At 39.8% G+C, this 20,937-nt stretch carries 20 protein-coding genes and 2 other annotated features; of the genes, 8 read left to right on the forward strand and 12 right to left on the reverse strand.

Annotated elements, in window-relative coordinates:
• Positions 1-60: 60 nt before the first annotated feature.
• A complete protein-coding gene (locus tag GVV22_RS08780; protein ID WP_159649746.1) occupies positions 61-495 on the reverse strand; it encodes a GNAT family N-acetyltransferase in 435 nt (144 codons plus the stop codon).
• 115 nt (positions 496-610) lie between these two features.
• On the opposite strand from GVV22_RS08780, the gene GVV22_RS08785 reads away from it, so the two are divergent.
• The 3 genes from GVV22_RS08785 (at position 611) to GVV22_RS08795 (ending at position 2,565) form a co-directional block, all read left to right on the forward strand.
• The gene (locus tag GVV22_RS08785; RefSeq protein ID WP_159649747.1) at positions 611-1,624 is read left to right on the forward strand and encodes an NTP transferase domain-containing protein; all 1,014 of its coding nucleotides are present in this window, start codon (positions 611-613) and stop codon (positions 1,622-1,624) included.
• A gap of 111 nt (positions 1,625-1,735) precedes the next feature.
• Positions 1,736-2,332 (forward strand): TetR/AcrR family transcriptional regulator, encoded by a 597-nt coding sequence (locus tag GVV22_RS08790; protein ID WP_159649748.1) that lies wholly within the window; start codon positions 1,736-1,738, stop codon positions 2,330-2,332.
• Positions 2,332-2,565 carry a hypothetical protein gene (locus GVV22_RS08795; RefSeq protein ID WP_159649749.1) on the forward strand — a complete coding sequence of 78 codons (234 nt, stop codon included), beginning with the start codon at positions 2,332-2,334 and terminating at the stop codon, positions 2,563-2,565. Before GVV22_RS08790 ends, GVV22_RS08795 begins: the two co-directional genes overlap by 1 nt.
• Positions 2,566-2,585: 20 nt before the next feature.
• Here GVV22_RS08795 and GVV22_RS08800 read toward each other — a convergent pair whose 3' ends face one another.
• Positions 2,586-3,458 carry a LysR family transcriptional regulator gene (locus GVV22_RS08800; RefSeq protein WP_159649750.1) on the reverse strand — a complete coding sequence of 291 codons (873 nt, stop codon included), beginning with the start codon at positions 3,456-3,458 and terminating at the stop codon, positions 2,586-2,588.
• A gap of 105 nt (positions 3,459-3,563) precedes the next feature.
• Between GVV22_RS08800 and GVV22_RS08805 the strand changes: the two genes are divergently transcribed.
• Positions 3,564-4,979, forward strand: a complete 1,416-nt coding sequence (locus GVV22_RS08805; protein ID WP_159649751.1) for a pyridoxal phosphate-dependent decarboxylase family protein — start codon at positions 3,564-3,566, stop codon at positions 4,977-4,979.
• A gap of 28 nt (positions 4,980-5,007) precedes the next feature.
• The gene (locus GVV22_RS08810; protein WP_159649752.1) at positions 5,008-5,931 is read left to right on the forward strand and encodes a GNAT family N-acetyltransferase; all 924 of its coding nucleotides are present in this window, start codon (positions 5,008-5,010) and stop codon (positions 5,929-5,931) included.
• Between the two features lie 18 nt (positions 5,932-5,949).
• Here the strand turns inward: GVV22_RS08810 and GVV22_RS08815 are convergent, their stop codons facing one another.
• The 8 genes from GVV22_RS08815 to GVV22_RS08850 form a co-directional block, all read right to left on the reverse strand.
• Positions 5,950-6,714, reverse strand: coding sequence for an ABC transporter permease (locus GVV22_RS08815; protein WP_159649753.1), 765 nt, complete (start codon positions 6,712-6,714; stop codon positions 5,950-5,952).
• Between the two features lies 1 nt (position 6,715).
• Complete coding sequence (locus tag GVV22_RS08820; RefSeq protein ID WP_159649754.1) at positions 6,716-7,495, reverse strand: ABC transporter permease; 780 nt, start codon at positions 7,493-7,495, stop codon at positions 6,716-6,718.
• Complete coding sequence (locus GVV22_RS08825; protein ID WP_159649755.1) at positions 7,492-8,454, reverse strand: ABC transporter ATP-binding protein; 963 nt, start codon at positions 8,452-8,454, stop codon at positions 7,492-7,494. Before GVV22_RS08825 ends, GVV22_RS08820 begins: the two co-directional genes overlap by 4 nt.
• Positions 8,455-8,580: 126 nt before the next feature.
• Positions 8,581-9,951, reverse strand: coding sequence for a multicopper oxidase family protein (locus GVV22_RS08830; RefSeq protein ID WP_159649756.1), 1,371 nt, complete (start codon positions 9,949-9,951; stop codon positions 8,581-8,583).
• Positions 9,952-10,014: 63 nt separating this feature from the next.
• The gene (locus GVV22_RS08835) at positions 10,015-12,543 is read right to left on the reverse strand and encodes an ABC transporter permease (protein WP_159649757.1); all 2,529 of its coding nucleotides are present in this window, start codon (positions 12,541-12,543) and stop codon (positions 10,015-10,017) included.
• The gene (locus GVV22_RS08840; RefSeq protein WP_159649758.1) at positions 12,540-13,220 is read right to left on the reverse strand and encodes an ABC transporter ATP-binding protein; all 681 of its coding nucleotides are present in this window, start codon (positions 13,218-13,220) and stop codon (positions 12,540-12,542) included. The genes GVV22_RS08835 and GVV22_RS08840 overlap by 4 nt, the downstream gene beginning before the upstream one ends.
• A gap of 48 nt (positions 13,221-13,268) precedes the next feature.
• Positions 13,269-14,231: a sensor histidine kinase gene (locus GVV22_RS08845; RefSeq protein WP_159649759.1), complete on the reverse strand. Its 963-nt coding sequence runs from the start codon at positions 14,229-14,231 to the stop codon at positions 13,269-13,271.
• Positions 14,228-14,869, reverse strand: coding sequence for a response regulator transcription factor (locus tag GVV22_RS08850; protein WP_159649760.1), 642 nt, complete (start codon positions 14,867-14,869; stop codon positions 14,228-14,230). The genes GVV22_RS08845 and GVV22_RS08850 overlap by 4 nt, the downstream gene beginning before the upstream one ends.
• A gap of 91 nt (positions 14,870-14,960) precedes the next feature.
• Here GVV22_RS08850 and GVV22_RS08855 point away from each other — a divergent pair, with 91 nt between their 5' ends.
• The 3 genes from GVV22_RS08855 to GVV22_RS08865 all read left to right on the forward strand — a co-directional run bounded on the left by GVV22_RS08855 (position 14,961) and on the right by GVV22_RS08865 (position 18,280).
• Entirely contained in the window at positions 14,961-15,512 is a 552-nt protein-coding gene (locus GVV22_RS08855) for a GNAT family N-acetyltransferase (protein WP_159649761.1), read from the forward strand.
• A gap of 45 nt (positions 15,513-15,557) precedes the next feature.
• Positions 15,558-15,766 (forward strand) — a binding site (T-box leader).
• 38 nt (positions 15,767-15,804) lie between these two features.
• Positions 15,805-16,013, forward strand: a binding site (T-box leader).
• Positions 16,014-16,056: 43 nt separating this feature from the next.
• On the forward strand, positions 16,057-17,553 hold the full coding sequence (locus GVV22_RS11060; RefSeq protein ID WP_159639493.1) for an ABC transporter substrate-binding protein/permease: 1,497 nt from the start codon (positions 16,057-16,059) through the stop codon (positions 17,551-17,553).
• Entirely contained in the window at positions 17,546-18,280 is a 735-nt protein-coding gene (locus GVV22_RS08865; RefSeq protein WP_159649762.1) for an amino acid ABC transporter ATP-binding protein, read from the forward strand. Before GVV22_RS11060 ends, GVV22_RS08865 begins: the two co-directional genes overlap by 8 nt.
• Positions 18,281-18,427: 147 nt before the next feature.
• Here GVV22_RS08865 and GVV22_RS08870 read toward each other — a convergent pair whose 3' ends face one another.
• Positions 18,428-19,411, reverse strand: coding sequence for a choloylglycine hydrolase family protein (locus GVV22_RS08870; RefSeq protein ID WP_159649763.1), 984 nt, complete (start codon positions 19,409-19,411; stop codon positions 18,428-18,430).
• Between the two features lie 91 nt (positions 19,412-19,502).
• Positions 19,503-20,936, reverse strand: a complete 1,434-nt coding sequence (malQ, locus tag GVV22_RS08875; protein WP_159649764.1) for a 4-alpha-glucanotransferase — start codon at positions 20,934-20,936, stop codon at positions 19,503-19,505.
• Between the last annotated feature and the right edge of the window lies 1 nt (position 20,937).

Raw genomic sequence — 20,937 nt, forward strand, 5'->3', positions numbered from 1 at the left:
TGACAAATATTAAATCACATAAAAATCTTCCACAGCAATAAAAAAATAAGCAGAATCTGCTTATTTTTCCATATGAAGAATTGGGTATGGATTACCGCTATCATCTACCGCACTACGACGCACAACATGATAGCCCATCGCTTCATAAAATGCGTGTGCATTGGGGTTGTCTTCGTTCACATCCAGTGTTTTTACGCCCATCGTTTCCATGACCGAGAGTAATTTTTTGCCGATACCTTTACCAAAGTGATCAGGATCAACAAACAACATATCCAAGTTATCACCTTTCTGTGCTGCAAAACCTACACACTGCGTATCCACATACGCACCAATCACACTATCTGTGTGTTCAAAATATGTCGGAATCATCGTTTTAAATTTTCGAAAATCTCCGACCTTTAGAAAGTCATGAGTTTCAAAGACTGACCGTTCCCAAATCCTAACAAGCATCGCAATTTGCGGTTGGTCCAAAGTTTCTATACGTTTAATTTTCATGATAGGCTCCTTTCTTACAGTATATCAAATAAGACATGTGATGCGTGATTGAAGTTCATAATTGATTGGTGTAAGATATCCATAGAATACAAAGGCACTGCCTCAAGGAGTTACTATGAACGTTACAGAATTTACATACTTACGAAATGCTTATGAGAACAAACTTCATACTTCCGATTCGCAATCGCAACACTTATTTGAATTGGGATTTATCGATGCTGATCTAAACATTACAGATGCTGGTTTAAATGCACTCGAACCTTATAAAGTCGATAACGCCGTTATTATGGCTGCGGGTATGGCATCACGATTCGCACCACTTTCTTTTGAAAAACCAAAAGGACTTCTAAATGTTAAGGATGAAATTCTAATCGAACGTCAAATAAAGCAACTTCAGGCAGTTGGCATTACAGATATTACGCTGGTTCTCGGTTATAAACATGAATTGTTTGAATACCTCGCTGAAATGTTCAATGTCAAGATTATCATAAATCATGATTTCAATCGCTACAACAACACATCCACACTCATGCTTGTCTTGGACCAATTGAAAAACACCTATATTTGTTCATCCGATAACTATTTTACAGAAAACGTCTTTCACGCATATGAACTTCATGCAACATATCCTGTCGTTAAACATGACGTTTCTGAAGCGGGCGAGTACTATGTCAACGCTGATGCAGATGGAAAAATTCTTGATGTCATCATCGGTGAAGGAACATGGTGTATGTTAGGTCATGTCTATTATGACCGTGCTTTCTCAACAGCGTTCGCCGAGCTGCTCGTTAAAGAGTATGAAAAACTCGAAACGCGTGAAAACCTATGGGAAAAACTCTACATTCAACATATCGATGCTTTCGATCTTCGTGTCAAGCACTATGAAGATGGTGTCATTCAGGAGTTTGATGCCTTACACGAGCTCCAACAGTTTGACTCACGATACCTCGAAACAACAGATAGTCCAATCCTCAATGACATTATAAACACACTTAATGTTACGCTTCGTGATATTCAAGACATCGAGGTCGTTAAAGACTCTTCGTATCCTCTCGCATTCACATTTACTGCCAATGGTGTCGCTTACTTATATGAATACAGCGCAACACCTGCAATCACTCACCAATAATCAACACAACCACCACATCATGGTGGTTTTTTTATACTTGAATTGTGTTCTATTACAACGTATACTTTAATTATGAATATTGTTATTGATATATTCACAATTGGAGGAACAATGAAAACTGGACCTAAAGGATTCACCGACTTAGAGAAACAAGCACTACGCTCAAGCTTAGTAGAGGCGTGTATTCAATCATGGATTGACAAAGGTTACACAAAGACAAGTATCGCTGCCCTTACCTCAGCAACCAATATTGCTACGGGATCATTCTATTTACTCTTTGAGAATAAAGAAGAACTTTTTTATGAGGCATTCTTGAGTATTCAAAGCGATTTATCTGAACGTGCGCATGACATCACCCACCGCCAACCAACGCTTGAAGGATTCATTGCTCTCAATGTGATGCTCTATCATGAATATGACTCAAAGCCTTTTCTGTATACGTTTAACGACCACGACTTTAAACTGTTCTTGAAGAAACTTGACCCGCTACAAGTGAATCGTCTCTTCGAAAGCAACTACTCAAGTTTTGAAGATGCCCTTGAAACCTGCGGACTTACCTCTATAATCTCGGATACCTTTACATTTGACACATTGAATACACTACTATCTACACTTAGAAGTGGTCATGAGACCACAACAAATAAAGCCGATATATATGAACTCATGCTTCGGGCCACGTTACCACACATCACAAAGGAGAAGAAATAATGATCCGCGAAATAAACCAAAAAGTACATGCAATTAACAAGAAATTAGGAATTACGATGCCGCTTCCTAAAGATGATAGCGAAAGCCTTCGAAAACACGCAAAAATCAATGGCACAGTTGCTGCTGTTCTGCTCGGAACTGGCGTCCTCTTTAATTCAAAAGGATTACTTGTCCTTTCTGCATTAGCTGGAATTGGATCTTACTTCACATATCGTGAAAGCAAGCATGACTAAACACCACTTATCGTGGTGTTTTATATTTTTGTAATCGTTTCTAAGAAGTCTTTCATTCCTTTACTTAAAAACTTCTTTTCATGTACCATAACTTGACGCCACATCGTGACATTGGGAATATCAACATCCACAATATTCAACGCATGACTATCAACATCATCTTTTACAGAAAAATATGGAAGGTATGCAATTCCGAGTCCTTTTTTGAGAACTTTTGTAATGATGCCAATTTCCCCAACTTCCACAATCGCATTCAAATCGACGGATTCATGAGCAAGATGACGTTCGAGTTCATACCGATACGCTTCGCCTTTTTCTGTGAGTAAAAACGGATAATCACTAATTTCATCTAAAGAATATTTTTGTGCTTTAATGTTTGGATCTTTTGTCACAAAGTAAATGGGCTCCGGTTCTCGCATCATGTTTACAAGTTCGGGCTCATAAATGAGTTCGTCAATCGTGTACATGATATCTATCTCGTTGCGGTGAATCATATCTGTCAAACTTTTAGTCGTTCCTATAATTATTTTTAATTCAACCAACGGATATTGTTGACTGAATGTGTATATAAAATCTGGAAAAAAATGACTTCCTAACGATCCAACAGTTCCAACACGGATAATCGTCTTTACTGATTCTTCATCATTTTTGAATGATCGTGCACGATTAAAAGTACGTAAAATATCATTCGCATAAAAGATAAATGCTTCCCCATCTTCTGTTAACCGAACTTTACGATGAATACGGTCAAACAACTTCGTACCGAGTGTTTCTTCGAGTTGCTTAATTTGTATCGTAATAGCTGCTTGTGTGTAACCTAATTCTTGAGCTGCCTTACTAAAACTTTGTTTTTCCACAACCTTAACAAAAGATTGAATGTGTCGTAAATCCATAAGCACCTCCCATAAACGAAATTTATATGTCACATTAATTTGTTTAATTTTTCTTATGTATACGGACATGGTATATTTAATCGAAAGCATTGTAAAGGAGTTCCTATGAAAAATTTAAATCTAACTGAAGATCAAGCAGTCTATGAGGCAGCGCTTGCGTTTATTAACGCCTATTTTAATGATACAACCGATGCACCGGCGCGTAGTGTTGCACCTGACGACATCATTGCGTACTTTACCAACCAAACCTTTAGCAAAGAAGGACGAAGCGTCGATGCAGTCGTTCAAGAATTACTCACAGACGTTTACCCACACATTCTAAAGCAAGACCATACCCGTGCATTTGGGTTTATCCCCGGACCTGCATCAAAATTGTCATGGTTAGGCGATGTCATGACGCAAGCGTTCAATGTCCATGCAAGTAACTGGATTAACAGTTCATCTGCAAGTACTATCGAAGAAAACGTCATCCAATGGTTAGCGCAACAAATTGGTTTTTCTGAAAAAGCGGGTGGTGTCTTTGTCTCTGGCGGTTCAATGGCCAACTTGACAGGCGTAATTGTTGGCCGTGATAAAGTATTATCCGAAGATAATCGTCATCTTGGTGTTGTATACCTTTCCGACCAAACCCACCACTCCGTCGAAAAAGCGTTGTACATTACCGGATACACGCGCAAACAATTACGTTTTGTTCCCACAAATGATGCCTTCCAAATAGACGTCCATCAGCTTCAAACAATGATTGAACAAGATCTATCGAACGGCCTTGTCCCAGCGACAATTATCGCAACTGCAGGAACAACTAACACGGGTACTGTTGACCCACTTCATGCCATCGCTGATATTGCAGCATCATATGGCATTTGGCTCCACGTTGATGGTGCTTACGGTGCATCGTTCTTGTTATCCACGACGCAACGCCATCACCTAGGAGGTATTGAACGTGCGGATAGCGTCAGTTGGGATGCTCATAAATTGCTTTTTCAAACTTATAGTTGTGCCATGATTATCGTCAAAGATAAACAAGACCTTCTCAACAGTTTTAGTGCAACACCGGAATATCTTCAAGATATTGATGGCGGCTCAGTTGACTTTTCATCACTTGGAATTGAGCTAACTCGCCCTGCACGCGCCTTAAAACTATGGCTTACCTTGCAAGTTCTTGGTACGGATGAGTTTAGCCGTCGTGTTGACTATGGGCAAACTTTAGCAGAACTTGGAGCCTTAACACTTAGTACCATGGAAAACTGGGAACTTGTCTCTGGACCACATTTTGCAATCATTAACTTCCGTTACAACCATCCAGAGTTTTCAAAAGAAACAAACGATGCATTAAATGCAAGCATCGCTAAGTCAATCGTTGATTCTGGTTATGCGGGCGTGTTCACAACTGAGTTGGAATCAAAAACAGTAGTTCGTATGTGCAGCACCAACCCTGCAACATCTGAACACGACATTATAAGTACACTCAATCGCTTAAACACATATGCACAAGAATATGTTGCAGCGTATAGCGCATAATTTGTATACTTAAGGTAGAGGTGACCTTATGGACTTACAAAAACTATTTCGAACCAAACAGCAACAAGAGCAAGATGCTCAAGATTACTTCAAGCACGTTTTCCCTTTCGGAGAAATTCATCAAAAAACAATTAGAGATTTACTGGATACACGCATCAAACAAGGCGCTCATATCGAACCCAATTTAATGTATCATTATCTCGTCCTCAAACAACAGTGTCTTGAAGCACCGGACACTGCACCCACTTATCCGACAGAATTTAATGTCTTAAGTGCAGAAGAATTATCGGTCTTTCAAACAATTCTGTTTATGGATATAAGAGCTCAATCCATCGACGACATCTTAACGTTATCAAAACGGATGGATGGCGAAACAACCGAAACTATTTTCGAAAATAAACCAACACTAATCGGCAAAAATATTCAACTTCGTCGTTTTCAAACTGAGGACATTTCACGAATGATTGAAATCATCAACATTCCGGAAGTGACCTTTTTAACCGGAAGTGCCTTTACATCCAAGGATGCTGAAAGAACACCCACCGAAGCAGATCTTCAACGGTATACAACATGGTATCAATCACTACCAAGTGCAACAGACAGACTTGATTTAGCTATTGTTGCAGACGGCATTGTTGTTGGGGAAATCGTCTTGAACGAATGGGACGAAATCCTAAATATTTGCAATCTTCGAATTCTTATAGACCCAGCACATGCAAACTTTGGTTATGGAAGCGAAGCAATTCAACTTCTATTAGACTATGCATTCGGAACTTTAGGACTGCATCGTATTGAGTTGGATGTCTTTGACTTTAACCCGAGAGCTCGTCATGTTTATGAGAAACTAGGCTTCACGCATGAAGGAACCAAACGGGAAGCATTCCGCTATGATGATGTTTGGTACGATATTCACTACTTTGGTTATTTATTAAAAGACTGGCAATCACAATAATGTGATACCAGTCTTTTTTTATGAGCCCGTTGATCGGTAGTGATGGCGACCCCAGCGCCACATTAACAATGCGGGAATTACGAAAAGAAAGCACGCAAGCGGTGTCCATTGAAAGTATGTCGGAACATCGCGTCCAAGCACAACCAATAATGGATAATACTGGAAACATGCCAAAGGGAGTATGAACGTCAGTACTTTCAGAATATTTTTTCCATACAAACCATACGGCACTTGTCCAAACTCACGGCCACCATCCGTTAATATATTAAACACTTCCAAAGAATCAGTCGTAAAAAAACTACAGGATCCATAAATTATAAATAAAGAACCAAAAAGAACGACCCCAGATACAACCATGATTGCCAGCAACCAGATATGGTACAGCACTACAGTCTGAGAGACCACCACAAGAATAATACTCGCAACCACAATTCTTCCCAACCGACTTAATTCCATTGTGCTCCCTAAGACCTGAAGCAGCACATTTTGAGGCCGGACGAGGATACGATCAAATTGACCGTTCCCCAACAACCGTGGAAAGGTATCAAACCCTCGAAAGACACATTCTGCAATTGCGAATGATAGAGTTACAACTGCACCCGCGAGCAAAATTTCTGGTGTACTGAACCCCGCAACGGTCGTAACATTGGTCGCTAAAATAATAACTGCAAAAATGCCACTGAACGTTAACAAAGCCTGCCCTAAAGATAACGCAAGAAATGCGGTTCGATGTTGTAATTGTGACTTAACGTGCATTGCAACGATTTTAAAATACAGTTTCATGTTATCCTCCCACGATTTCGAATGACTTGAGTTTGTGCTGCATTGCAACATACCCCGTACCAATCAGGACACAGGCCCAAAAGAATTGAATGCTCAGTGTTGAAAGTGGATTTACAAGTCCAAGATAAAGATTAAATGTAGCTGTTTGCAAACCATAAAAGAAGGTTAATTTGAGGATATTTTGGAATGCAATCGGAAAGAATGCGTAGGGAATGCTGCTTCCAGAAAACATTTCAAACAAAGCAACAAAGAATGTTCGGATGCCCAATGATGACTTCGTATGCATAACAAAGACATACATCCACATTGTTATCGCGACTTCAATTGTGACTGTAAGTGCTAGTGAGAGAAGAAACCCTAAGAAGTGGGTAGGTGTTGATGGTAACCGTAATGTGAAGGGTTCTGGTAACCACACTGCAATCAGAAGAACTGGCGCAAATCGTAATGCACAACGAGACAGGCGATGGGCCACATTGCGAACAAACCACAGTGTGTAGAGATTCACCGGTTTGACTGCTTCATAAGCGACATCACCATTTTCAATCGTTTCGAAGACACTACTATCCATGGCCCAAATCGCAGTTAAGGCAAGTAACGCTTGATTAAGCCACACATACGTTGATAAATCAGTGGGTGTCATCGTACTACCGTTAAAGACCCCTAACATCACAATAAGCATAAAGCCCCATGCAAATTGAGTTATCATTCCCGATAGGGCTGCAGCACGGTATTGAAGACCCGCTTTAAAACGTATTTTAAAAAACGATAGATACAGTTTCATATTTGATATGCCTCGTACGCCTTGACGATAATATCATCTAAAGATGTGCTTACAATTTCCATATCCACGATATCAACGGTATCACTTAGAACACGGACCGCATCACTGACGGCACCGATAACACGAAGCGTTGCTGCTTGGCCATCTTGCGACTCAATAACATAGCTCGAATGCTCCATGAGCCTGCCATTGAAACGAATCTTGATTTGCTTTTCGAGTTCATACTGATTTTTCAGCATGCGCATCGTACCATCAAATAAAATACGACCCTTACCTATTAATATAATTCGGTCGACTAGCGATTCGATATCTTGCATATCGTGAGTTGTTAGAACGATTGTTGTTTCAAAGCGTTTATTGATTGATTTAATAAATTGGCGAACTGCTATTTTTGAAGGTGCATCCAAACCGATTGTTGGCTCATCTAAGAATAGCACCTTTGGATTGTGAATTAATGCAGCAGCAATATCACATCGCATGCGTTGCCCAAGGCTTAATTGTCGAGTAGGTATCTTTAATAACGGATCGAGGTCTAAGAGGCTCGAAAGTTCCGCCAATCGGTGCTGGTAATCTTCATCCGAAATCGCATATATATCTTTGAGTAGTTCAAACGAATCGATAACGGGAATATCCCACCATAACTGTGTCCGTTGGCCGAAGACAACCCCAATCTGTTGGGCGTGCTCTTTTCGCGAACGAAAAGGATCACGACCGTTGATGGTGCATGATCCAATATCTGGTTGTAGAATGCCTGTCATTATTTTAATCGTCGTACTTTTACCCGCTCCATTTGGACCGATGTAACCAACAATTTGACCCTTGGGAATGGTATAGCTAATATCGTCTAAAGCCTGAATGATTTGGTACTGACGATTGTAAAGGGCACGGATTGCTTCTTTGATGCCACCCTCACGGATGGGTACTTTATAAGTTTTAGAAATATGCTCTATTTGTATCATAATGCCTCCTTAATTTCTAAATCAAAATTAAGGGTCATTACACACCGAGAAGCGGACCCATAGTAGAAGTATCATACCACAAATTTAAGCTTGTTACTATATTTTAGTAACACACTCATGTACTTTTTATTCCACAATAATACTTGTCATCATACCCCCATCTTCGTGATCTAGAATATGACAATGAAGCATCCACTCTCCTGGATTTTTAAATTGGATTGCAACATCTATATAGCTCCCCGCTGGTACGTCAATGGTATCTTTCCACACTGTTTTTTCAACAGATTCGCCATCCACACTTAAGATTTTAAAATGAGCACCATGGATATGCATCGGATGGTTATTCATACGATTTTCATTGGTAAAACGTATACGGTAAACAGTATCTTTTTGCAGATTGAACGATTCCGTATTGGGGAAAACCTCATCATTTAATGTCCACTCATGACCCATACCACGACTCATGGTTGAACCCATTCGTATTGATACATTGGGTTGTTGTGGAATTGCAGTTTCATCGATTTGATAAAGCGATGGTTGTTGATTTGTGATTGTATGAGGATTTCCCCCTTCCTTTGCCTCATAAATCAAAGGAATCTTAAAGCCTTGATTACGATCATTGGTGATTGCAAATGTTTCATCTGTATTTCCTTGATGGGTTATTTCAATATCATAGCGCTCTCCTGGTGCAATTTCCAATACGGTTGTTTTAAAAGGAGCTTCAAGTGGCATCCCATCTGTATGCGTTACATTAACCTCAAATGGAAAGTTGATGACTGTACTCTTCGCAGTTGCTGCCTGAATAAATCGTAACTTCACTAAATCCGTATTATTAAAAGCAATCGGCTCAATTTCAGATCCTGTTTTTCCATTAACTGTATCCGTATCACCCTCAATTTGCATATGTCCACTGACTTGATTTACAGCCCAGTCATCTATCACTAGGATTTGATCTATCGTATATTTTGCATCTTCTGGTTCTAAAATAACCAACGGCCCATACATCCCAAAATCAACTTGGTCTCGAACCGGGCGATTATGCGAATGGTACCAGTAGGTCCCCTGATAGTCAGGCGTGAACTGATATTGAAAGGACTGTTGAGGGTTTATCAGTAAAGCAGGACCGTCTTGATCATTGGGTAAGGATAAACCGTGCCAGTGAATATTCGTATCTGTTTGCGTTTGATTCTCCACATTCAATGTTAATGCAGTATCTTTTTTTACAACTATCGGATAACCAGCCGGATAGTCATTATTGTCCTTATCGGTATACATATAACGATTCAACGTTTGCGAATTGAATGTTTGCGTTGTTTCAATCACTTTGATGTCATGCGTTGTATCTGTTTCAGAGACTGTATCATAATCAATTCGATATGGATCATGTTCCTTTGTTTGAACCACTTGCTTTGGTGCTTCTATAGGCTCCGTTTCTTGGCTTGGGGTGCAACCCACCAGCAAAACCATTAGTAATAGTATTGTCGTTATTTTTTTCATAGTTCACCTCGCCAATAGCATACACATCAAATAGGGCAAAAGTATGACATAAAAAAGAAACGACTAAAGTCGTTTCAAATTTTCGATGATACTATGTCGTTCAAGAGTGCGCATGGCTACTTTAGCATTAATTATGCATATCACTAAAATTGCAATTGCGAGTAACACAATACTTCGCATATCGAGATAAAATGTCATCTGATCCATCACAGGCAGATCCTTATTTATAATGTAAATCATTGTAGAGTACCCAAGCACACCGAGCACTAATCCGATCATCATGGGACGCACTGTTACGATTGCGCATTCTACCATTACTGTTTTACTTAGCTGTGCTTGCGTCATGCCCATCGATCGCATCATTGCAAATTCACTGCGACGTTCCCGATAGAGAATTATTGACATACTTATTAAATTTGTAAAAACGATAAATCCAATCATTCCTGTAATTAATTTTGTGATATTATCCACAGTTGAAAGTACGATTTCACGAGACTCATAACGCGCTTGATTATTATCAATATGAAGCTCCGCAAAATGTTTCGTTAATAATTCCTCGGTCGCCATCGCATCACTACTGGATATATTAAATATCGTTTCGGATGTCGCTTTGTAGTTCTCTTCATACGTTGAGGGGCTTGCAAGCACTTTATTAATCTCATTGAATGTTGTCATGTTTGTCAAAATGATAGGGCTAGCCATTTGTCCATGACCTTTTCTAAGTATATTTAAATTTGTATTGTCCTCATTTATAACTTGATGAATTTTAACATTAACATTTTGATAATCGCTGTTTGTCAATGTCACCGTTTCAATGCCTTCAAAATCCAAAATCGGACCCGCATATTGAACATATCTAGATTCTTTTTCCAGATAACCTTCATAATAATTATCAATCACAATCATTGGTTCGTTTGATGAAGCCTCCTGGAATAACGACGCAAAAAACGAATCATCTAGAACTGTCATCTCCATCGGATTCACTTGTTTTACAACAGTATAAGATTCACTTAAGCCCGCATTATAAATGGATTCAGAGTAGTCGATGTCTCCCTTCATCAGTTCTGATATATTGATTGGAAGTGTTCTTGTAATCACTACTTGATTGGTATGATCGCTCTCATGCAAGACTTTGACAATTTCTTGAACATAAGACTCTTGTTGCACAAGCGTATCTAGATCTTGTCCCTCACCGATATTATCCCATTGAGCGAACATATTATAAACAACCGGTTGGGGAACTGCGTGTCTCAATACCGTTTGGAATAATGAGACAACAAAAACTGTAAGCATCACTACAATCACAATTGCGACTCGAATTCCTCGATACTTATGACCGTCACGTTGCATTGATTTTCCAGCTAGACGAATGGGTTCTTTACGGCTCAATCGCACCCAAAGGGGTAAATGCCATTTGCGTTTATAACGTGTCGATTCTCTTATTGTTTCTAATGCTGTCATCCGATATATTTTAGCAACCATGAATTCAATCGGTATCATGACTGAAATGAAACCAATAAGCATCAAGATCCCAATTAATTGCCATGATAACCTGATATGAAAGGGAGCATAACTTTCCATATTCAGAGTTGCTGTGAGTGTAGATGCATTGTTATAAATAAGCTGAATACTTCGCGTCATTAAGATTCCTACACCAATTCCCAAGATGATTCCTAGAGTGGCAAGCACATAACTTTCTTTTCGCATCATTGAATGAATCTGTTTCTTACTCGCACCGATACTTCGAAGTAAACCAAAGTCCTTTTGCCGACGACTCATATTGGCAAAGAATGCATTCTGAACCATCGTGAAAGTGGCAAGGCTGAAGAAACTCATCACTACCGCAGCAATACCAATCGCCAGTATTTTTTCTTGAGCGACGCCATCCATCATTTTGAGTTCTTGATTGTAGCTCTGGTTATACGTGGCATGTGTATTTTCACCGCTGTTGTCGATTGCAGACGCAACCAATTTATCAATGTTTCGAACATCCGACTTGAAGATAATATCTGCTTTCGTTGCAATCTTTGGGTCGGTTAATTGACTGTAGTAACTATAACCCTTACCCGCATCATTCTCAAAGAAACCGACAACTGTGAGCGGACTTATGTCAATTGGTTCCCCATTATCCAACACTGCGACAACCGTATCCCCAAGAGTCATAGAGTCAACAAAGTAAGAACCAAAAGCGACTTCGGTTTCATTAAGCGGAGCACGACCCGATACAAAGTTCCGATTGCCATTGTATTTTATATCACTATCAGATCGGATTAAATCAAAATTAGCATCACTCATTACGCCCCGAATAATATTGTTACCATGCTTGATTAAGAGCGGTCTACTATAAGCAACTGTATCAATTGATGGCTCCATTTGACTTATAGTAGTGGGTAAATCCGTTCCGCTTAATTGGGCATTCCATTTTTCGGTGTAACTGAACTGATTATGCATTTGAGCATCATAAATTGTCTGTGTGATCATCCCAACCATTGTCAGTAAAGCGACTGACAGTACGACACTCAAAATGGTCATAGCGGCTGTAAACGAATTGTTACCCAACTGACGTTTCATAAGTTTGTTAAGAATGGTCATTGATTGATACCATCATAAACGATCTTCCCATCTTCGATATGAATTGTACGATCAGCCATTCGCGCAATATCGATATCATGGGTGACTAAAATGATTGTTTGATTGTAGGTTTCATTCGCATACCGTAACATGGTCATAATTCTTCGCGAATTTTCCTGATCAAGATTTCCGGTCGGTTCGTCTGCCAGCAATAAAGATGGCTTATTCATTAGCGCACGTGCTATCGCAACCCGCTGTTGTTGTCCTCCTGATAATTGATTGGGCAAATGATTAAGTCGATCTTCAAGTTGTAACAGGGTAATGAGTTCGTTGTAATAGTCGCTGTCCACAATTCCTTCATCCAGTAAAATAGGTAGTTGAATATTTTCTTCTACAGACAACATCGGAATAAGATTGTAAAACTGATAGATCAAACCGATATGACGTCTACGAAAAAGTGTCAACTTGGTATCATCCAAAGTTTCTATTTGTAAGTCATCAATGGTTACGGTTCCCCCCGTTTGTTGATCAACGCCGCCTAAAATATGAAGTAGTGTTGATTTTCCACTACCACTCGGACCAGTTATTGCGATAAAATCTCCTTTTTGTACGCAGAATGATACCGATCGTAACGCATCCACTTGATACTCTGGGGTCTTGTATACTTTTTCCAAACTCTCAATTTTTAGTATTTCCATTGTATTCCCTCCTGGTACCCCAATCTTAAATCAATCAAACGCCTCTAGTTATGACGCTTCCGTCACACTTAAAAAACGAAAAACAAATGCATTATCTGCTTCTACATAAAGAGCCCCGTGTTGCTGGTGCATAATTTCTCGAGCCATAGATAGTCCGATACCAACACTATCTGGCGCCTTATTCATTCCACTATAAAATCTTTCAAAAATCCGTTCGCGATCTCGCGGCGAAATTTCAACACCATCATCTTTAATGACAACTTCTATTGTCCTTCCACTCTTGCGGGTCTGGATCGTAATCATCGTTTGCGCATATCTTATTTTGTTTACAAGAACATTCGATATTGCCTCATACGTTTGATTGTAATCACACTGAATCAACGTGTCATTGATTGAATTATTGACGGTCAGTTTCGCTTCATAAAGTTGCGGTTCTATTGCCGCAAGTAATTGTGCCATTAAATTATTTAGCGAAATGGGTTCCATCTTGAATGCAATCATATGTGTCTCTAATTGAACGATTTTATTTAAAGACAAAACGAGGTTTTCCATACGACGAAGTTGTAGAGTCATAGTCTCAGAAAGTTCTGGTTCTAATGCTTCGACCTCCACCATGATAGATAAGGCAGTTAGCGGCGTTTTTAGCTGATGCGAAATATCTTCCATCGCTTTCTTCAATCCTTGTTTTTGGAGTTGTAGTTGATATGCTGTTCCTTTCATCGCAATCATTGTTTTATTCAACTCGGCATGCAATGTTGACAACTCCCCTTCTTCATAAGCCTGAATATCGTGGTGATAATCACCGTTATTCAATGTTCGCAAGTATGCGACCACGCCTTCGATTGCTTGGTTTCGTTGGCGTACAAACTGGTAGAAACAGATTATCGAGAGTATTGCAAAAAAAACGAGCCCCACAAACGGAAATCGATATTCAATAACAACTGCAACAAGAAATCCAATGCTCACTTGGGTCAGAAATTTTTTTACATCACGATTTCGAAGTTGTTTCATAAGTAGCGGTATCCCTTTCCATGAACGGATTCGATAACCCGTATATTCGCAAGTTTCTCACGAAGCCTTTTAATCGTAACTGTAAGCGCATTGTCCGTTATAAATTGAGACCCTTGCCATAACATCTGATTTAGCTTTTCTCGACTTACAATTTCTCCTTTATGCTCCACAAACATTACAAGTAATCGATATTCTTGAACGCTAAGCATGATAAGTGTTTCGTTATGATACACTGTTGCGTTACTCAAGTTAATGGTTATATCGCCATCATGAATCCGTAGTGCCAAAGAGCGCTTCGCAATAGCGCGAATACGACTATCTAATTCCGCTAAGCGAAAAGGTTTTGTAATGTAGTCATCAGCCCCAATACTGAATCCTTCTAAGATGGTAATTTCGTCATCCAAAGCTGTTAGGAAGACGATTGGCGTTTCAAACTGGCTTCGAACATATCGTGCAAAATCAAGCCCATTCCCATCCGGTAAGCCTACATCTAAAATGATGATATCAAAAGCATTGTTTAATAACCGTTCTCCCTCTTGAATACTAAAAGCAACTGTAAGATCCCAGTTGTTATTTTTAAAATACTTGCGCAATCCATATACGATGCCTGCGTCATCCTCTAATAGAAATATTTTCATACCCTCATTATAACTGAGGACACTTAAATACGTGTGAATAAATCGTCACTTTTGGTATGATGATTGTACAGATAGAAAGTGGTGCGTCCCTATGAAAATAATTTCCTTAGACCGTCAAGCGTATCAAGGCGTTGTCTTACACTTTAACTACACTACAGATGCCTATTATGATGTTCTCGTGGAACCACAAGAACTATTCAGTGTGCGCTTGGTAAAAAAACAGTTTCCGAACCCAGTAAATAAATCATTTACAGGTGCGCTGTTTCCAGATCATCTTGAAGATGCCCATGTATTTGCGGCAGTAGATGACAATGAGCAGATAGTTGGGTATCTCGAAATTGGTGTAGAACCTTGGCATCAACGATTACGATTATCCGAAATTTTGGTAGTCGAACACGCTCGTGGACAAGGTGTCGGAACACTGCTTATGAACACCGCATACGAATTTGCGCAAGCCTGTGGTTGTCGAGAAGTGGTATTAGAAACACAGACGTGTAATGTCCCTGCAATTAACTTTTACTTGCAGCATCACTACCGTGTGATTGGCATTGATCTAACACATTATTCAAACGAAGATATCGCCAACCAAGAGGTTCGTTTAGAGATGGTTCGATCCGTCATCTCAAAAATCACATCAAAATAAATAATAATAAAGTTTGACAATCCAAGTGAAACCTAGTATATTACTCTTAAATCGTTGAACAAGAGAGTAAACTTAAAAATGCCTTAAGCGAGTCAGGGATGGTGGAAGCCTGGTAGGAAATAATAAGTTGAACCGCACTTGGGAGATATTAGATTGAACTTAGTAGGTCTAATCGCCAACCTAGCGTTATAGGAAAGTGGTTTATCATACATGATAAGCAATTAGAGTGGCACCGCGTTAATGACGTCTCTAGATACATATATCTAGAGATTTTTTTATTTCTAGATCATCAATAACATCAAGGAACAAGAGAGTAATTATTGGGATGTGATAGCGAACTAAGGATGGTGGAAGCTTAGTGACTCAACAATAATGAACCGCACTTGGGAGATGGTTATGTGAACTGAAGTAGCACAACCCGCAGATACTGCGTTACCAAAAAGAGTGGCTAAATAATCTATTTAGCAATTAGAGTGGTACCGCGATAACTTCGTCTCTAGACAAATCTTGTCTAGAGTTTTTTTATTATAAGGAGAGAAAGAATATGAAGAAACTATTATTAAGTCTCATCATGGTGTTAGTCCTCACAGCGTGTGGTGCTAATACAACATCAACTGAGACCGCACCACCTCAAAATATGCTTGAGGAAATTCAACAACGTGGAGAACTCATTGTTGGAACGTCCCCTGACTATGCACCATTCGAATTTATTGATCCTTCCAAATTAGGTCAAGATCAATACGTGGGTGCTGACATCGATCTGGCCCAACAAATTGCGGATGACTTAGGGGTTAAGTTAACTGTTAAAGCGATGAATTTTGATGACATCCCGACAGCTGTCAAAGAACGTAAATTTGATATCGGATTATCCGGTTTTACGTATACAGATGACCGGGCTAAAGTTATTCAGTTCAGTGAACCCTACGATAACTCCGAATCCCTTTGCCAAGGTTTCCTCGTTCGTTCCGACAACACATTCACATCCCTTGATGATTTCAACAATGCGACCGTTACTGTTCAAAATGGTTCGGTCCAACAACAATATACAGAGCAACAACTCCCTGGGGCTAACGTTCGATTCGTTACAGCGCTAGAAGATGGTGCATTAGAACTAAAAGCTGGCAAGACAGACGCTGTCGCGGTAAGCTGTAAATCCGGTGAAGGTTTCCTTGCCAACAATCCAGAACTTAAACTTAGTGATACACTCTTCGCGGTTAGTGATGCCATCGGAACAATGGTTATCATGCCGTTGGGTGAACCAGAATTACTTGAAGCCGTAAATACAAGTATTATCGCAGTAAAAGACGCTGGTCTTTATACACAATGGTTAAGTGATGCGAAAGCATTATCGGCACAGGTTGGTGAACTGGGTGCTGCAAAACCAAATGTCTTTACATTATTAGGTGCCTATGGAAATGTCTTCTGGCAAGGAACTTTGGGAACAATTTGGCTATCCTTAATCGTTGTTTTCTTTGGGACAATTGGCGGAGCATTACTTGCCCTCGCTAAAATGTCGAAATTTAAACCGTTACAATGGTTTGCGACCGCCTATATCGAGCTGGTACGTGGAACACCAATTCTCTTACAACTCTACTTATTCGTATTTGGAGGGGCACAATTCTTCCCTAATGGAATCAGTGATCAAATGTGGGTCATCTTTGCCTTAATCTTCAACTCCAGTGCTTACGTTGCAGAAATCTTCCGTGCTGGAATCCAAGCTGTTGACAAAGGACAATTTGAAGCTGCGAAGAGTTTGGGTCTTTCTGATCGCAACATGATGATTAAAGTAATCATGCCACAAGCTGTTAAAAATATCTTACCAGCACTCGGTAACGAATTTATCACCATGATCAAAGAAACATCATTGGCATCTATCTTCTTTATTAACAGTTTAATGACATCACAATCCATTGTTTCAGCTGCAACGCACATGAAACTTGAAGCATTAATGATTGTTGGGGTTATCTACTTTATTCTGACATTCTCACTTTCAAAAGTTGTTCAATACTTTGAAAAGAAAGGACAAACAAACCATGACTAACGAACTCATCAAAATTAAAAATCTTAAAAAGAACTATGGTAACCTCGAAGTCCTCAAAGGCATCGACTTCACCATCAATAAAGGTCAAGTTATTTCAATTATCGGACCTTCAGGATCGGGTAAATCGACGTTTCTAAGATGTTTGAATCTTCTCGAAGTTCCGACAGATGGAACGATTGAATTTAAAGAACAAGTCTTAAGTGCTAAAGGGAAATCACTAGACAAAATTCGTCAAGAAATTGGAATGGTCTTCCAACACTTCAACGTCTTCCCCAATTTAACGGTACTTGAGAACATTACATTAGCTCCTACACTTGAGAAAGGTATTTCTAAGGCAGACGCTAAAGCGCAAGCATTAGAACTCCTAGAGCGCGTTGGATTGGCTGACAAGGCCGATACTTTCCCTACGAAACTATCAGGTGGTCAAAAACAACGGTTAGCGATTGTGCGTGCCTTGGCGATGAATCCTGACGTCATGCTCTTTGACGAACCAACCAGTGCCCTAGACCCTGAAATGGTAAAAGATGTTTTGGATGTTATCAATCAATTAGCAGATTCAGGAATGACGATTGTGATCGTGACACACGAAATGAACTTTGCGAAACACATCAGTGATACCGTATTGTTCATGGACGACGGTATTATTGAAGAAGCGGGAACACCTTCACAAATTTTCGATAATCCAACAAGCCCTCGTACTCAAGAATTCCTCAGTAAAGTTTTATAGATTCATAAATATAAAAAAAGCAACACAGCGACATGTGTTGCTTTTTTTAATAGTTTAACGACAGTGTCCTTACCATAAACAATGTCTAATGATACTTTCATATAAAGAGACATACAAAAAGGCCGTGTGGCCTTTGTCTGTATTGTGTTATTTTATTGAACCAAATACTTGTTGGGTTGGTACAGGATGACTTAAGGCATCTTGCCCATCCAACGTGTAGTCGTTTAGATTTACGCGAACGATTTGTGAGTTGTTGTACATCTTAAAGTAATACGTACAAGTATTTGTCATCATACATGTTGTGTATTGCGTGTAGTCTAAGGAGTTTCGTTGTGTCACAACGGATCCTTTCATAATATCAACACCACTAAGAATATGGTACGCACTGTTGACGAGATCTTCCTCGCCATAGTTTGGCACGCGTGTTAATTTCGCAAAGAGCGTACGAATGAATCGTGAAGGTGGACTGTAATCGCCAGGTAACCCAAAGGTACCCGATCCTTGACCAAATGGCTTAAAGGTTTCTTCAAAGAGTTCAACAGGTTCTACTTGTTTTGGATTAACGCCTATGTAGTTACGAATATTGGTTTTATGCCAGTCATAATCCGGACTGTTAGCCATAACACCCAGTTTGTTTTCATGGATTTTAAGCCCATCTTTTAACGGTTCTACGATAATGCTGCGTCCTGTTGCATCGGTAAATACCCAGTGCAATGGCGACGCAATCCCTAACATCGGATTGGCATCATTGGTAATATTAATACGACCGAAAGCCTCTATCACTTCTTCAATCGAAGTATACGACGCAAGTATCCAGTTTACAATTTCATGGGACATAAGGTTGAGTGCACCCTCTTTTTGATCATTGTAGTGAGCATACCCTTCAAAATATAGTACTGCAGCTGCAAGTCCATGCTCATTCAATCCGTCTGCCATGATATGATCGCCGATATTTTTAGATAAACCTAAGAATGCGAAATGATTGGTCAATGGTTGATCAAGCAAACCAAATTTCAGTGGATAATCACGCTGAATTATCGTCATCTCTGGTGAGAGATCATAGGAAAAGTCCATGGTTCGTGCAAGTAAATGCAAATCATCGCGACTCTTTAATGAAACGCTTGTACACATAAATAAAGCCCCCTTTTTTTTATATTATATAGTTTATGCGGGGAATAATAAAGACCTACAGGTGTAGGTCTTTTAAGGAGTTTGTATATTTTTAATCAACAACTCTGTCAAACGCTGATACAAGCGTTGCTAGAAATTGAAAGGCATCAGTGAGGTCGGTATTTAAATCGAGTTTCCATTCCCAGTTAGGAGACCCAATTGTTCCTGGTTCATTGATTCGTGCTTCATTATCAAGTCCCATAAGATCTTGAATCGGCAGTATCGCCCAGTTCGCATTTAATGAGAGTGTATACGATGCGACTTGTTGCCATAACGATGGGTAATCGTGGCCGAGATCTTTAAGATTTTTGGTAATTTCTTTGTATTTTTTGATGGTGAGTTCGTCTGTCCAACCTGCCATGGTTTGATTATCATGCGTTCCTGTGTAAACAAGAATATTCGAATCAACTAGGGCATTGGCTTCAAGCTCATGCGGGTTGAGATTGAATTGAATTATCTTCATACCCATGAGATCGTAGTCATCACGAAGTTCAAGGACTTCGGGTCGTAAATCACCCAAATCCTCAACCACAAGTTCCAAATTTTCAATTTGACGGTACATAGCATCGAAGAAATGATTGCGTGGACCAATTTTCCATTTGCCAATGCGTGCCGTTTCACTTTCTCCCGGTATGGTCCAATAGGTATCAAAAGCACGGAAGTGATCAATCCGAATCACGTCAAACATTTCTTGATTCCATCGTAAACGATCTACCCAAAGCGCATAGTCATTACGCGCCATCGCTTTCCAATCATAAATAGGGTTTCCCCACAACTGACCTTCAGTACTGAAATAGTCAGGCGGTACACCAGCAACCCAAGCTGGTGTACCATCGCGGTTCAATAAAAACTGATCACGATGATGATACACCTCAGAAGAGTCATGACCTAAGTAAATCGGGATATCACCAACGACACGAATGCCCAAGTCATTCGCATACTTTTTAAGGTCCATCCACTGCATGTAGAATACATATTGAACAAAGCGTTCGTATTCGAGCTCGGACTCTGAAACTTCCAGGACTTTCCATTCTGTCCATGACGCATTATCGTTCAATTTTTTGAGAGCAATAAATGTCACATACTCATCAAGCCACGTTGCCGCCACTTCAAGAAAGTCATTATAAGATGCGTCTTTCTTAAAATGTTGGAATGCATTACGAAGGTATGCTGTTTTCAAAGTGCGAACAGCTCCAAAATTGACGCGCTTGCCAAAAACAGGTTCTTGGTCAAACTCGAGTTGCAAAGTTGCATATAACTTCTCGATCGATATATAAATTTCATCGCCTGCAAATGATGAATACGTTTGGTATGGACTGTTTCCATATCCGACAGGATTGAGTGGCAAGATTTGCCAAATAGTTGCGTTTGTTTTTGCGAGATTTTGAATCCAAGTATAAGCACTTGATCCAAAGTCCCCGATGCCAAGTGTCCCTTCGAAACTGGACACCGGCATCAGGACACCAGCACGTCTTATCTGTGTCATA

Source organism: Erysipelothrix aquatica (assembly GCF_009828825.1).
Classification (GTDB): Bacteria; Bacillota_I; Bacilli_A; order Erysipelotrichales; family Erysipelotrichaceae; genus Erysipelothrix; species Erysipelothrix aquatica_A.

Coding starts and splice junctions, on each gene's coding strand:
- GVV22_RS08815 (WP_159649753.1), bottom strand. CDS start 6,714: ATGAAACTGTATTTTAAAATCGTTGCAATGCACGTTAAGTCACAATTA.
- GVV22_RS08800 (WP_159649750.1), bottom strand. CDS start 3,458: ATGGATTTACGACACATTCAATCTTTTGTTAAGGTTGTGGAAAAACAA.
- GVV22_RS08825 (WP_159649755.1), bottom strand. CDS start 8,454: ATGATACAAATAGAGCATATTTCTAAAACTTATAAAGTACCCATCCGT.
- GVV22_RS08870 (WP_159649763.1), bottom strand. CDS start 19,411: ATGTGTACAAGCGTTTCATTAAAGAGTCGCGATGATTTGCATTTACTT.
- GVV22_RS08810 (WP_159649752.1), top strand. CDS start 5,008: ATGGACTTACAAAAACTATTTCGAACCAAACAGCAACAAGAGCAAGAT.
- GVV22_RS08850 (WP_159649760.1), bottom strand. CDS start 14,869: ATGAAAATATTTCTATTAGAGGATGACGCAGGCATCGTATATGGATTG.
- GVV22_RS08855 (WP_159649761.1), top strand. CDS start 14,961: ATGAAAATAATTTCCTTAGACCGTCAAGCGTATCAAGGCGTTGTCTTA.
- GVV22_RS08835 (WP_159649757.1), bottom strand. CDS start 12,543: ATGACCATTCTTAACAAACTTATGAAACGTCAGTTGGGTAACAATTCG.
- GVV22_RS08795 (WP_159649749.1), top strand. CDS start 2,332: ATGATCCGCGAAATAAACCAAAAAGTACATGCAATTAACAAGAAATTA.
- GVV22_RS08830 (WP_159649756.1), bottom strand. CDS start 9,951: ATGAAAAAAATAACGACAATACTATTACTAATGGTTTTGCTGGTGGGT.
- GVV22_RS08780 (WP_159649746.1), bottom strand. CDS start 495: ATGAAAATTAAACGTATAGAAACTTTGGACCAACCGCAAATTGCGATG.
- GVV22_RS11060 (WP_159639493.1), top strand. CDS start 16,057: ATGAAGAAACTATTATTAAGTCTCATCATGGTGTTAGTCCTCACAGCG.
- GVV22_RS08790 (WP_159649748.1), top strand. CDS start 1,736: ATGAAAACTGGACCTAAAGGATTCACCGACTTAGAGAAACAAGCACTA.
- malQ (WP_159649764.1), bottom strand. CDS start 20,936: ATGACACAGATAAGACGTGCTGGTGTCCTGATGCCGGTGTCCAGTTTC.
- GVV22_RS08845 (WP_159649759.1), bottom strand. CDS start 14,231: ATGAAACAACTTCGAAATCGTGATGTAAAAAAATTTCTGACCCAAGTG.
- GVV22_RS08785 (WP_159649747.1), top strand. CDS start 611: ATGAACGTTACAGAATTTACATACTTACGAAATGCTTATGAGAACAAA.
- GVV22_RS08840 (WP_159649758.1), bottom strand. CDS start 13,220: ATGGAAATACTAAAAATTGAGAGTTTGGAAAAAGTATACAAGACCCCA.
- GVV22_RS08805 (WP_159649751.1), top strand. CDS start 3,564: ATGAAAAATTTAAATCTAACTGAAGATCAAGCAGTCTATGAGGCAGCG.
- GVV22_RS08865 (WP_159649762.1), top strand. CDS start 17,546: ATGACTAACGAACTCATCAAAATTAAAAATCTTAAAAAGAACTATGGT.
- GVV22_RS08820 (WP_159649754.1), bottom strand. CDS start 7,495: ATGAAACTGTATCTATCGTTTTTTAAAATACGTTTTAAAGCGGGTCTT.